General features: G+C 38.9%; 8 protein-coding genes. 3 read left to right on the forward strand and 5 right to left on the reverse strand.

Going from position 1 to position 14,153, the window contains the following annotated elements; translation table 11 throughout:
- The 4 genes from AAC026_RS03045 to AAC026_RS03060 form a co-directional block, all read right to left on the reverse strand.
- The gene (locus AAC026_RS03045) at window positions 1–690 is read right to left on the reverse strand and encodes an HNH endonuclease (protein ID WP_339694938.1); all 690 of its coding nucleotides are present in this window, start codon (window positions 688–690) and stop codon (window positions 1–3) included.
- 190 nt (window positions 691–880) lie between these two features.
- Window positions 881–1,240, reverse strand: a complete 360-nt coding sequence (locus AAC026_RS03050; protein ID WP_339694939.1) for a type II toxin-antitoxin system RelE/ParE family toxin — start codon at window positions 1,238–1,240, stop codon at window positions 881–883.
- A 1-nt stretch (window position 1,241) separates the two neighbouring features.
- Window positions 1,242–1,502: a hypothetical protein gene (locus AAC026_RS03055; protein WP_339694941.1), complete on the reverse strand. Its 261-nt coding sequence runs from the start codon at window positions 1,500–1,502 to the stop codon at window positions 1,242–1,244.
- A gap of 165 nt (window positions 1,503–1,667) precedes the next feature.
- The gene (locus tag AAC026_RS03060; RefSeq protein ID WP_339694943.1) at window positions 1,668–2,783 is read right to left on the reverse strand and encodes a Fic family protein; all 1,116 of its coding nucleotides are present in this window, start codon (window positions 2,781–2,783) and stop codon (window positions 1,668–1,670) included.
- 241 nt (window positions 2,784–3,024) lie between these two features.
- Between AAC026_RS03060 and AAC026_RS03065 the strand changes: the two genes are divergently transcribed.
- Together AAC026_RS03065 and AAC026_RS03070 are read left to right on the forward strand one after the other, a co-directional pair.
- Complete coding sequence (locus AAC026_RS03065; protein ID WP_339694945.1) at window positions 3,025–8,046, forward strand: translocation/assembly module TamB domain-containing protein; 5,022 nt, start codon at window positions 3,025–3,027, stop codon at window positions 8,044–8,046.
- On the forward strand, window positions 8,043–10,325 hold the full coding sequence (locus tag AAC026_RS03070) for a BamA/TamA family outer membrane protein (protein WP_339694947.1): 2,283 nt from the start codon (window positions 8,043–8,045) through the stop codon (window positions 10,323–10,325). The genes AAC026_RS03065 and AAC026_RS03070 overlap by 4 nt, the downstream gene beginning before the upstream one ends.
- A 112-nt stretch (window positions 10,326–10,437) precedes the next feature.
- On the opposite strand, the gene AAC026_RS03075 is transcribed toward AAC026_RS03070, so the two are convergent.
- Window positions 10,438–10,920: an OsmC family protein gene (locus tag AAC026_RS03075; RefSeq protein WP_339694949.1), complete on the reverse strand. Its 483-nt coding sequence runs from the start codon at window positions 10,918–10,920 to the stop codon at window positions 10,438–10,440.
- Between the two features lie 205 nt (window positions 10,921–11,125).
- Here AAC026_RS03075 and AAC026_RS03080 point away from each other — a divergent pair, with 205 nt between their 5' ends.
- Window positions 11,126–13,885, forward strand: coding sequence for an ATP-binding protein (locus tag AAC026_RS03080; RefSeq protein ID WP_339694950.1), 2,760 nt, complete (start codon window positions 11,126–11,128; stop codon window positions 13,883–13,885).
- Window positions 13,886–14,153 lie beyond the last annotated feature (268 nt).

The following is a 14,153-nucleotide window of genomic DNA, read 5'->3' on the forward strand; positions in this document are numbered from 1 at the left end:
TTATCGATATTTTTCCACGAATTCATCGAATGTACTATACATCTTTTGGCTCTTGCCTTTCATTTTGTATAGAGTAGTACCTTGAATCCACTTGATTAGTACATCGACTACTTCATCAAATTTATGAAGAGGTAGGTCATTGATAGTTCGAGACTGAGCAACTTTGAATCTTTTTTTAAGTCTACTCCCTGTGATGGCGTAGTTAATTTTAAGACCTAAATCACGTTTTAAGTAAGTATCATACCTTTCTTTAAGATAGCCGATATAATCAGCTTTCAGACTGTCAGAACCAATCGTACCGTGAGCACCTCGAATATTCTCCTTCTTACCTAAATTTTTGATGTTTAGTATATTGTTATTTCCAACAATAACATTTCCCAAATTGCCATTTACATCAATAATAGTACGGGTTTCGCTCGTCTCCTTAATTCTTGGGTTCAGTAACAACTCAATCTTTTTTTCCTGTACCTCTATCGGTGGAATATCACCTTTAGTGATTTTCGAATGACAGGTTGGACAAATTAGAATAAGATTTTCCAGTATGTTATTAGATGGATTCTCGTCAATATGATGTATCTCAAAATGCCCTACATCTTGACTTACACAAAAGGGACAAACTGAGTCTATTTCTTTCTGTAATTCAGCCCTTACCTTTGTTTTTTGAGGTATTGTGTTCCTACTTTTTGTCATGAATTCTAATGATTTTTATACTCCATTTCCTGTGTAAGGCGAATCAAATTTCATTTAACGTTGATCTTCCAACATTCCCCAACGAGCAAAAAATAGTTATTGAAACTAATTGAAAAAGCACATCTTACCAAAGATATTAATAATATAGTAATGAAGCATTAATACTCGCTTGACAACAGAAAGAAGAGCTCTACCCCCTGCTCCTCAAGGCTTTTTGGTAGAGGAAATTTACCTCTTCTTCTAGGGTTGGTTCTAATGTTTTTAAGCGATCGAGCAAATTGAGTGACAGATGCTTGATAGTGAGAACGAAAATATCATTGTCCACCACATCACAGATCAACCAGTGAGCACCCGTTTGATAAAGCTTGAAGCGGTTGGAAATTTCAGGTTTCTGAAGAAGCAGTTGGGGGTTTTCTTCGAGTGTAAGCAATGAGTCTTGGATCTGATCAAGGTAGCGCTCAGCCGTTTTCTCTCCCCATTTTTCTATAGAGTATTCATATATTTCTTCAATATCAAGAAGCGCCCTGTCCGTTAAATGAATTTGCGCCATTCTATTTTGAACCTTTGAAAGCTTTCAAATCCTTGTGCAGGTCACCTGAGAACTTTCTAGTCCGTCCGTGAACAATGTCCTGATAACCCTCAACAATTGAAGCCCTGAGCTTAGAGGCCTCCTGTCGTTCTCTATCATGGCGAATAAGGTCGCGCACATACTCGCTTGGCGTTGAATACAATGTGCCGCTACCCGATTGAGAGGCAATAAACTGCTTCATCTCATCGGTCAAAGGGATGTTAATTGAATGAGACTTATTCATATTATACCTTATTTATTTATACATCAAACTTACCATATTATTCAAAAATTGTCAATATTTGAAATAATCATTTGCGCGTACATGTTCTGTGTGCCTATCTTCTTATGCGCTGCAAGTGTATAATATGAAAAGGAAAGGTTTAGCCCAGCACTACAAATACAAAGTTTAATGGGCTTTAACCCCCAAATTCACGTCATAATGTGTGCTACGCCCACTGCCTATTGGCATGAAAGCCTTTATTGTAACTAGCTCCTGTAAATCCCTTGTTGCTGTTGCTTTTGAGGTCTTTGTAATCGACATGTATTTCTTGGCACTCATGCCTCCTTTAAACCCGCCCTCGCCTTCTTCGAGCATTCTGCTGATTACCTTTTCCTGACGCTCGTTGAATTGGCCTTTGTAATGATCAAAGAATTTGGTCTTTTGAAGAGAAAATGAAATCTGCGCTTCGGCCTCTTGTTGTGCCGATACAATTGTACCAACAAAATAGACCAACCATTCCGTGATTTCATTTGAACCCTGTGTTGCCATTAAGCCTTTGTAGTAATCTGCTTTATTAGCCTCTATGCTCTTAGAAAGACTGAGTAGTGCGGGGTAACCCAAACCCTGAGACAATGCTTTCTCCGAAATTGCTCGTCCAATACGGCCATTTCCGTCTTCAAATGGGTGGATGCTTTCAAAATACAAATGGGCTATTGCAGAACGGATGGGAGATTTGTTCATGTCCGCCTTGGTTTTGGGAGCCGTTTCATTGAACCATTTGATAAAACGTTTCATTTCTTCAGGAACACGGTTTGAAGATGGGGCTTCAAAATGTACTTTCTCTCTACCAATAGCCCCTGAAATGATTTGCATTGGCTCGCTATGGGTTCGCCATTGACCAGTATTTATTCCCTTACTACCGAGCATGATCATTTTATGCCAAGAAAAAAGCATGTCCTCGGTTAAAGGCGCTGCGTAGGTATCACGCACATTGGCCATGAGGTCAGCCGCGCCTCGTGCCCGTAAGTCTGAAACTTGCCCTCCATCCTGCAGCCCTAAATTCCTTCTTATTGAAGACATAACGTCCTTACGGCTCAAATACTCACCTTCTATTTCGGATGTTTTTATTGCTTCAGCAATCATCATTTCAATAATTGCCTCGCTTTTAATCTCTTGAGATAACCCTTCTAACAACCCACTCGTACGTCCAGCCCTTTGGGCAAAGTCAAAAAGCATTTCTTCCACTTCAGCAGTGTCGTAGCGGAACTCAGGCCAGTCAGGCTGTTGCCAATTATATCTCATGAGCCGATTATATTATATTATCGGCTCAAATATAGCAAATAAATGAGCCGATTAGAAAGATTAATCGGCTCATTATACTGTTTAGTAGTGCATAGCAGTGTATGCGGAAAACAAAATTATAGCCTACTCATATTTCATTTCTAATTTTACAAACCTAAATCGCTTGCCGTGGTTAATTAAAAAGCATATTTCATAATGCTATAGAGAATTATGGAGTTATTTGTAGAGGAGAAAATTTACATTGAAGAGATTTATTAAGAATCGTTTTTTAAGAATACTGACCCGAGTCATCATCGGTCTGCTTATTTTTTTCAGTTTGGTGGTTCTTTTTATTCGCAGCCCATGGGGTCAGAATATCATTGTTACCAAGGCGGTAAGCTTTATTGCTGACAAAACGGGCACTGAAGTAAGCATAGACAGGCTGTATCTAACCTTTTCGGGTAATCTTTATTTAGAGGGCCTTTATTTGGAAGATGAACAGCAAGATACGCTTGTTTATTCTAAGGATTTAGAGGTATCTGTGGCGTTGCTTCCTTTAATAAAAGGAGACAAAATCAATGTAAAGTCTGTTGATTGGGATGGATTAAAAGCCAACATTCACCGACCAGCCTCTAGTGAAAACTTTAACTACAACTTCTTAATCGAGGCCTTTGCCTCTACCGATACTACCACAGCAAACACTTCTCCTACGGCCAGCCCTGAAATTGTGATCGGAAAAATAAGTTTCAGCAATTTCGATATTACGTATAACGATGAACCGCTGGGCATGAAAGCCTCTGCCGTTCTGGGTGCTCTTGATTTGGAAATAGATGCATTGGACATAGAGCAAATGATTTACGAAATTGATGAACTCTCCATTGCTGATAGCAAGATTCAATATGAGCTCAGCAAAGCACTAGAGGCAAGTACAAACCAAACCCATAACACCCAAAATGAAGCTTCTATACTTCCAACCCTTTCAGTAGAGGCTTTAAAACTAAAAAATGTAAGTCTAGATTATAATGCTATTCCAGATAGAACCGAGGCCAAAATCAACATAGGAAATTTTAGACTCGAGTTGCCCACCGCCAATTTGCAGGAGCAGAAAATTGTGTTGGATGAATTGACTCTAAACGACTCCAAAATATTTATAAAGCAACTATCTAATAGCGGTCAAACGACTCCAACAGACTCTTCTTCAATTTCTGAACCTATGGCTTTTGAGTGGCCAAAATGGAGTGTAGTAGCCAATAATATTTCCTTTAGTGAAAATGACATCACCTTTCAAACTACAGATAGTTTGCCGCAAAGCGGAGTGTTTGATTCTAACTGGATTGAGATCAAAAAACTCAATTTTAAGGCTGATGACATTGAATATGAAGTTGGAAAAGCCAGTTTAGTAGTTGACCAGTTTTCATTTACGGAAAGAAGCGGGCTGACTTTAAAGGAATTTGAATTTGATTTAGAACTAACCGATAAACTCTTATCCATTGAATCGCTTGATTTTGCAACTGCACAGAATATGCTTTCGGGTGATTTAAGTTTGAAATATGCTTCTCTAACCGAATTAATAAATAGCCCAGAATTATCATTGATCAACATCAATTTAGATGAATTAAAAATCAACCTGCTCGAAGCGAAAAGCTTTAGCCCTGAATTGGCTCAGAACGAATATGTCCAGTCCTTATCCAAAAAGAATTTGACAGGACGTTTGGTGGTTGATGGCAACTTAAACGACCTTCAAATTGAAGAAGCAGTGGTGAATTGGGGCAAGGAAACCAATGTTGAAATTGCAGGGCGAGTAACCAATCCTACAGATGTTGATCGCATTGAACTGAACTTATCTACCATAAATGCTAAAACTACCAGAACTGATCTTTCACAAATTATTGATACCACAGGCTTAGGGTTGGGCTTGCCCGAAAATGTTGCATTAACAGGAGCGTTCAAAGGTGGGTTGAATGATGCCCAAGCCAATTTAAAGCTAAATACAACAAGCGGGAATGTTGAAGTAAAAGGTCAGTTCAGCCAAAACGAATCCATCAGTTTTGACGGGCTAATTTCTGTAAAGGAACTTCAGCTCAATCAACTGCTCCAGAACGAACAACTCGACACGCTCACTTTTACAGTAGACTTAAAGGGAATAGGAACCGGTATAAACGATTTAACAGCAGAGCTGAAAACGAATTTTGAGCGACTTAAATACAACGGCTACGATTTCTCAAACCTTAAGCTGAATGGCAAACTGGATCAGGGAAATGGAAATATTGATTTAAGCTTTAAAGACGAGAACCTCGATATGACCATGCAAACCAAGCTAGAGCTTGATTCTGTGGCGCCAAAAGTAATTACCAATCTTACCGTAAAAGGAGCAGACTTTGGTGCTTTAGGTTTGGTTCAAGAAAACATTAAAACGGCATTTGTGCTGGATGCAAGCTTTGAAGGCAACGAATCTAATTTCGATTTAACAACAGAATTGAACGATGGTGTAGCCATATATAAACAGAAAGCCTACACATTTGGAAGCTTTAATCTTGTGGCAAATTCAGCTAGCGACACCCTTTCGATCGATATTAATAGCCAAACGATTGATGCCAGAGTTGTAGCCAACAAAGGCCTGGCGGACATTGCTCCTGTTTTACAGAAAGAATTTACCCGCTACCTAAATAATGGGGCAACATTAGCAGCACCAGATTCTTTGAGTGATGATACCAAACTAAAAATCACCATGGTTGCTAGGCCAACACAAATTCTATCAGAAGTATTTTTACAAGGTTTGGAGCGTATGGATTCCATCGCTTTCGAGTTTGATTTTGATGCTAAGGCCAATAAACTATCAGCCGAGCTTATGGCCCCTTACATTAATTTTCAAGGGACGGAAATCGACAGTTTGGGCTTTAAAGTAAATGGAAAAAATGACCAACTGGACTTTCTTTTGGGTTGGTCAGGCGTTAATTCAGGGCCAGTTTCAATAGACAAAACTAAGTTAGAAGGAAAGGTAGATGCAGGCGTGGTCACTTCACGCTTCAATGTTATCAATAACCGAGAAACACTCTTGAATATTAAGTCTGAAGTAAAATTAAGAGGCGATACAATGGAGCTTCATATCGTTCCAGATACATTAATTTTTAACAGCCAAGAATGGAAAATTTTAGACCAAAACCAGATTGCTCTAGGCAGTAACTACATTAACGTCAACAATTTTGAACTCTCAAGAGGAAGCCAAAAAATAACACTAGGAACCTCATTGCCAGGGCAAGAACAAGATCATTTGGGGGCAGTTTTTAACAATTTTCAGTTGACTACTTTGACTAGCCTGCTGAATGCCGAAAAGCCATTGGCTTCTGGAGTTCTTAAAGGCAATATCATAATGGAGAATCCTCTGGGTAGTTTTGGAGTAGTTGCTGGATTAAATATTTCTGATTTAACGATTTTGGAAGTGCCGTTTGGCCAGTTAAACTTAGAGGCTCAATCTACTGGAGCTGAAAAATATCAAGCAGAACTCTCATTAAAAGGTGCCGATGCCGACCTCGATTTAAGTGGCGATTACGCTGCCTCAGCCAATGGCGGTGATTTAAATCTAACGCTTAACTTGAACGAATTGAAAATGTCTGCCATAGAGCAGTTTTCAAACAATAGTATTTCAGAATCCAAAGGCAGCATTTCTGCCAAGGTAGAAGTTTCTGGAAACACCAACGATCCGCAATATTCAGGAACACTTAGCTTTAGCCAAGTTGGCTTTTTGGTAAATGAACTGAACGCCCGTTTTGCTATTGCAAATGAGCAGTTGAAGGTTGATAATTCTGGCCTTTACCTCGATAACTTCGTGATAACCGATGGTGAAAGCAATGACTTCAGTTTAGAAGGAAAAATTTTGACAGAAAGTCTTAATAACCCAAGCTTCGACCTAAAAGTGAAAGCAAATAATTTCAGGGTGGTCAATTCTGCTAAAGAAGACAGCGACTTGTTTTATGGACAATTAAATGTAGGCGCAGACCTTACCATTACGGGCGATCTGAATATTCCCAAAGTAAGGGGAAGTTTGAAAGTAATAGATGGTTCTACCTTAACCTTTACAGTACCAGAATCTCAGTTAGAACTGAAAGAACGAGACGGAGTTGTACTCTTCGTTAACAGAGAAAACCCAGATGATATTCTAACAAAAGGAGATCAGAGCGAGGTTTCTGCAGATGCAGCCGCCATTGCTGGCTATGATATAGAAACGATTATTACCATTGGCGATAATTCTGAATTCAATATTATTATAGATGAATCCACTGGCGATAACCTGAGGGTTGTTGGCGATGGCGACTTTAACCTAAGTATAGAACCGAACGGAAGAATTGGTCTTTCTGGAAAATATGAATTGAGTGGAGGGCATTATGAAGCCAACCTTTTCAACCTTGTAAAACGTAGGTTCGAAATTGCACCAGGCAGTACCATTTCATGGTCAGGCGACCCCTATGATGCCGATTTGGATGTGAGTGCTATCTACAGCATAAAAACCTCTGCCAGCCCGCTTATGGCCACCAGAACCTCTGCTGAAGCTACTGGCCTAGAAACCTCTTATCAGCAAAGACTTCCTTTTCAGGTATACATTAATGTAGACGGTGAGTTACTGAGCCCATCTATTGCCTTTAATTTGGACATGCCTGAAGATGAAAGAGGCTCTTTGAGCGGAACAGTGTACAGCCAAGTGCAACAATTGAACAGCCAAGAAGAAGAGTTGAACAAGCAAGTATTTTCATTGTTGGTTTTGAATCGATTCTTCCCAAGTTCGGGAAGTGACGGTAGTAGTGGAGGCCCTACTTCTCTGGCTTTAGATAATGTGAATAATGTACTTTCGGGTCAGCTTAATAACTATTCAGAAAAGATTTTTGGCAACACGGGCATCGATGTTGGTTTTAACCTCAACAGCAATACTACCGATGCCAATAGTGGTCAGGTACAAACCCAGTTAGGCATTACAGCCAAAAAGGAATTCTTTAACGACCGTTTAATTGTAAGCGTGGGCAGTGAAGTGGATGTGGCTGGCAATCAAAACGCTTCCCAGGGAGCTCCAATTATTGGCAATGTAAGCTTAGAATACCTACTAACGGAAGACAAAAGGCTGCGCCTTCAAGGCTTTAGTAGAAATGAATACGAAGGAGTAATTGATGGCCAGTTGACGATTTCGGGTATTGCGCTCGTGTTTACCCGTGAGTTCAATAAATTCAAAGAGCTTTTTGCCAAGCAGGTAAAAGAGGAAGTAGAAAAAAAGGAAAAAGAGAATAACAAGAAATGAGTTTTCGTCTGTCATCGGTTCGTTTAATTTTTGCCTTGCTCGCTGGCGTGTTTTTGGCCAGCTCGTGTAGCGTAAGGCGTTTTATTCCTACAGACGAGTACCTCTTAAAATCATCTAGCGTTACGGTAGTTGTTCCAGACAGCGTAAAAAATACAGGTGCAGTAAAGCCTGAGTTGGAAGAGCTCTTAAGGCCAGAGCCCAATGCCACCTTTTTAGGTATGCGTATTGGCTTAAATGCGCATTATAAATCACAAAGAGAAAATCCTGGCTTTCTGAATAAATACCTGAATAGAAAGTTTGGAGAAGAGCCCGTTTATTTATCGGACGTAGACTCTAGTCGCACGATGGATTTGATACAAAATAGGCTTGAAAACAATGGTTTTTTCAATACCAAAGTCTCTTCCTCAACCACCACCAAAAAGAAAGTAGCCACAGTAAATTACAAAGTAGAACTAGGTCAACCGTATTTGTTAGAAAAGTACGAACTCGATACAGGTTCAGGAAAAATTTATGAGGGAATCGTTCAGTCTTTAGAAGAAACCCCAATTACAAAGGGAACACGCTTTAGTTTGGACTTACTAAAAGTAGAACGCGAAAGAATAGATGCGTTTCTAAAAGACAAAGGCTACTATAATTTCAATGCAGATTTTCTAATTTTCGAAGCTGACACGAACCAATATGATAACAGACGCTTCAATCTGTTTTTAAGATTGAAAAATGAGGTGCCACAAAAATCATTGTTGCCCTATAAGCTCAATAAGATTTATGTAAACCCAGATTACTCATTGAATAACAAAGCCACCAAAGAGGATGCATATGTAATAAACGGAATCAATTTTATTCAAGATCCTGAATTCTTTAAGCCAACCCGAATGACACCGTACATTCTGTTTAAGGAAGGTCAACCCTACAACCCAAAAATATCGAGGCTTACCAGTAGCCGATTGTCTTCAATAGGAGCTTATAAGTTTGTGAACATTCGCTACGAACCAGCTTTTGACGAAGTAAGCAATCAAGATACTTTAGGCTTAAATGCCAATATCTTCCTTTCACCATTAAAAAAGCGATCCGTAAGGGCAGAGCTAAAAGCAGTCACTAAATCGAACGGTTTTGCAGGCCCAGCCTTGGCGGTGGTATATAGTAATCGCAACCTTTTTAGGGGTGGGGAAACGCTCAACCTTTCTGGTGATTTTGGCTATGAAGTCCAATTGGGTTCAGGAGATGCAAAAGGCCTAAGCAGTACACAAATTGGTTTTGAAGCAGGACTTGTTATTCCTCGCTTACTTTTACCTTTCAATGTTAAGGATACTTTACTTTACTCAGTGCCTAAAACCAATATTAAGTTTGGTTTCGACTTATTCAACCGTAGTGACCTTTATAATCTCAATGCCCTAAAAACAAGTTTTGGTTACAGTTGGCGAAAAAGCCAATCCATTTATCACGAGCTGAACCCAGTAAGTATCAATTATGTGAACACCTCTAATATTACTCCTGAATTTCAAGAAATTTTAGACCAAAACCTGTTCTTACAAAGTAGCTTTGAACAACAACTGATCACTGGGCCTACTTATAGCTTTATTTATAATCAGCTTACAGAAGGCAGAAAGCGAAACCCTATTCTATTGGTTACCAATTTAGAATTGGCGGGGAACATTCTAGATTTGGTAAGTAAAGATTCGAACGGTGATGGAAAAGAAACCCTTTTTGGAATTGCCTATGCACAGTACCTCAAAGCGGATTTCAACTTTGTGTATAACTATCGCCTCAGCAGTAAACAAACTCTAGTTGGACGCATATTTGGTGGCTATGGCTTACCTTATGGTAACTCCGAAACACTTCCTTTCTCTAGGCAATTCTTTTCTGGCGGCCCTTCTAGCGTAAGGGCATTCCGAACCAGATCGCTTGGTCCAGGGTCATACAATCCTACCGAAATAGATCAAGGTTCCTTTTTCGATAGATCGGGCGACATTCGCTTGGAAGCCAATATTGAGTTTCGCTTCCCCATTTACTCATTCTTAAAAGGAGCCCTGTTTGTTGATGCGGGTAACGTATGGCTCAGCAATGAAAACGAAGCTTTGCCGGGCGGAAAATTTAGCAAAGACTTTATTAAAGAATTGGGCATTGGATATGGTGCTGGTTTAAGGGTAGATATCCAAAATTTTGTAATCCGGTTCGATTTGGCAAGCCCATACAGCAAACCCTATTTGCCTTTGGGTAAACGTACGGGCTTCGACCTTTCAGAAATCCTCTTCAACTTTGGTATTGGTTATCCTTTTTAAGATAAGCCTTGCGATATCAGCATCCTAGCTGGGGATTCTTACTTTTAGAAAATGAATTAATGTTTGATTAACCTACCGTACCGTGAAAATTCGGTAATGTAGAACCAGGAAATCATTGGCCTTTTTCAGCTACCTCGCAAGTCGGCTCATGCCGAATACGGAAATTGCAAGAGTTGGCTATAAAGCAAAGTTGGTTGGCCTTATGATGCAATTTATTTGCTTCCTCTGTTCTACTCTCGTCCGTAATTTTTACTGTTGGTCTTAGTATTACTTCTGCAAAACGACCTCCCCCATCTGGTGTTTCTTCCATCGTACCGAAGGCATTATCAACGTAATCCATTACCGTAATTCCAGTGTCAGCACATAAGTGCAAATAAAACAACATATGGCAGGCCGAAAGAGAAGCAACCAACATATCCTCTGGATTATGTTTGGTTTTGTCGCCTCGAAAAGCAGGATCTGAAGAACCAAGAATTTCGGGCTTTCCTTCAACCAAAATACTATGACTTCTTTCGTAAGCGCGATAAGAACTGGTTCCCGTTCCTTTGTTTCCAGTCCATTCTACTTTTACATTGTAGCTGTGGTTTTTACTCATTTTCTCACATTTAAATAGGGGAGCTTTTTCACTTCAGCAAAGAAAATAAATTCATGATCAATGGCCTAAGACTTCTTCTCAGACCGTTGATCATGAATACAGGAGTAGTCTTTCTCCCAATATAAAAATAGACTTGTTCCGTATAATACTTCAATTATCTTTGAATTGACTACAACTTTAGACCACCTAATACTCAGACCTACGGATGAAATTTCCTTTGGCTACTATTGCCTTATTTCTACTTCTATCAATTCCCTCAAAAGGTCAAACTATTGATGTAAGTTCTATTGTAGAAGGATCAAGAAATATCTCGGCCCAAATGCAAATTTTTGAAGACTCAACAGCCTCCATGAGTATTCAAGAAGTACATAGCCAAAAGTTTCTTATCAATGGCAAGTCTGATTTTAACTTCCCTTTTTCCAATAGCGTCTTCTGGATCAAACTGGTCATTTCTAATACCAGCAATGAAAATAGTAAATGGGTGCTTAACTGGGATAACCCACTTGTAGAAGAGTTGATTTTCTACGAATACTCTGAAATTGACGGCCAGACGGGAAATCAACAATTATCGAATTTAGCTGATGAGAAGGTCTTTTTATTGACTTCTATTGAACCCATGTTTTCATTTGAATTGAACAAAAGGACAGAAAAGGTAATATACCTGAGGCTTCAAAGCAAAAGAGGGCATTTCGGAAAATTGGTTCTATATAAGTCTCAGGCATATGATGCTCATTTGGTTTCAGTTTTGGGTATTGACTCTTTTGTTAATGGCCTACTCGTTTTCCGTATTTTATTGATTGGTATTATTGGCTTGTTCGTTGTAAAAGACCGTATTTTCAGAGCTTATTCGATCTTTATTTTCATTCGAACCTTTGGTTTCTGGGGCTTGGTCAATGTAGGTGGCCCTTTCTTTTCAAGTGATCCTCTAATAATCCCAAGAGTAGATCATTTCTTATATACTTTGGCCCCTTTTTGTTTACTCCTTTTTGCTTTAAAAACTTTGCAACTTGAAAGAGTATCAGGCTGGGTTAAGTCCTTGGGTTATGCCATTGCGGTGATTACAGTTTCTGTTAATCTTATTGTTTTAGTCGATTATCAATGGTATTGGTTAAAGCTAGGGATTGTGCTCTCCGTAATAGCTAACTTTTTCACCCTTTGCCTTTATAGTTATTTTGCATTAAAAAAATGGCCAATACATAAATACTATGCTATACCACTTATGCTAGTATTGGCCAGTAATATGCTCATTATGCTTAGAGTTCTAACTCACATGAGTTTCAACGGTATTTTTCTGTTGGCTTTCTTTCTATTTGTGGCAGAAATCTTTGCATTCATTATCTGCTTAGGTAAAGTGTTTAAGCAAATTGAGAGCAAAAAAATTAATGTTCAGGAGCGGTTAATTTTAGAAGCAGAGCAAAACAAAAAACTCAAGGAACTTGACGAATTGAAAACCAGTTTTTTCACCAACATATCGCATGAACTCAGAACGCCTTTAACATTAATGTATGGCCCAGCACATGAGCTGAGTAAAAAATACCCGAAAGAAAAGTTCGCTAGCTTACTCACCAATAACCTTAAGAAATTAAAAAGTTTGGTTGACGAGCTTTTGGATATTCATAAACTAGAGGCAAAGAAAATGGAACCCGAAATAATGACGGGAGACATTGCTTCCCATTTACGCTTGTTGATTCTATCATTCTCTTCTTTGGCAGAATCAAAAAACATCCTTCTTAAAATAGAAGAAGACAAACCCACTTTTGAAGGCTTTTATGATCAAAAAATGCTTGTAAAGATCATCAATAACCTGATGTCTAACGCCCTCAAGTTTACACCAGAAGGTGGTCATATTACAGTGAACGTAGGTTATAACGAAAATCCGAATCGACTAAACCTAAGCATATCCAACAGCGGAGCAGGAATTGATGAAGAACACCTTCCTCATATTTTTGAACGTTTCTTTCAAGGGAAAAATGCTGGTAGCGAAGGCACAGGCATTGGCTTGGCATTGGTAAAAGAATTGATAATTGTTTTAAAGGGGAATATTAGGGTAGAAAGTAAAGCCAAAGAGAGTACAACCTTCTATATCGAGCTACCAATTGATCGAAGCCATTGGACTGATCAAATAAGTACTGAAGAAGCTATTATTGTTTCTGAAAGGGAAGAAACAGTAAGCTTTGAGAAAGAAAATGTAATAGAAAGAGGTAAAGAAATTCTACTCATTGTAGAAGATAACGATGATATGCGGGAATACATTCAGCTGCTTTTGGCAGATGATTATGAAATTATATTGGCCAGTGATGGTATTGAAGGTTTAGCAATTGCTAGCAAGGAAGTGCCAGATATTATTATTTGCGATGCCATGATGCCCAATATGGACGGCTTCGAATTCAGTAAAATTATTAAAGGGAATCAGGAAACTAGTCATGTACCGATAGTGATGCTCACTGCCAAAACTTCTACTGAAAGTAAAATAGCCAGTTATGAGCAAGGCGTAGACAACTACCTCACAAAGCCCTTCAATACAAAAGAATTAAAAAGTATACTTTACAACCTTAGCTCTAACCGAAGAAAGCTTCAGCAAATTTACGCCAGAGAACTGGTAGACTTAAAACCCAATGAAGTTAGAGTAGACTCTAAGGAAAAACAGTTCTTAGAGTCCCTAAAAAACTATTTGGAAGAGAACTTTTCCAACTCAAATTTAAGTGTCAGCGATATTGCCACCTTCTTGAAAATGAGCGATACCCAGTTGCGCAGAAAACTCAAGAGCATTAGTAACTATTCACCCAATGAATACCTCCGTATGTTTCGATTGAAAAAAGCAGCTGATTTACTGGATTCAAAATCGAACTCAGTAAGTGAAATTGCTTATCAAGTCGGTTTCGAAAACCTCTCGTATTTCTCAAAAGTTTTTCAAAAGGAATACAATTGTCAGCCCTCCGAATACACTACTAAAAAAGCACAATAGTCCCCCTTTCTATTTGGTTTGGCTATCCCCTTTGCCGTCATAATGCGCAAGGGTGTCAAACTCTGCTCATCTAGTTGAAAGGAAAAACCTGCCAAAACCAGCCAGAATAGAGTTCATCGTCTGAAAACTGTCAAAGAATGTCAAGTTTGAGTTAAGCATTCGCTGTAGCTGCATTCTACTTTTACTGTACAATCACCTTGAAATAATTAAGAGCATCAGGTTCTCTTGAAAGAGGAGGTTCTAAGTAATAATTTTCATTTAGAATAGC

This window comes from uncultured Roseivirga sp., from assembly GCF_963973945.1.
Taxonomy (GTDB): Bacteria; Bacteroidota; Bacteroidia; order Cytophagales; family Cyclobacteriaceae; genus Roseivirga.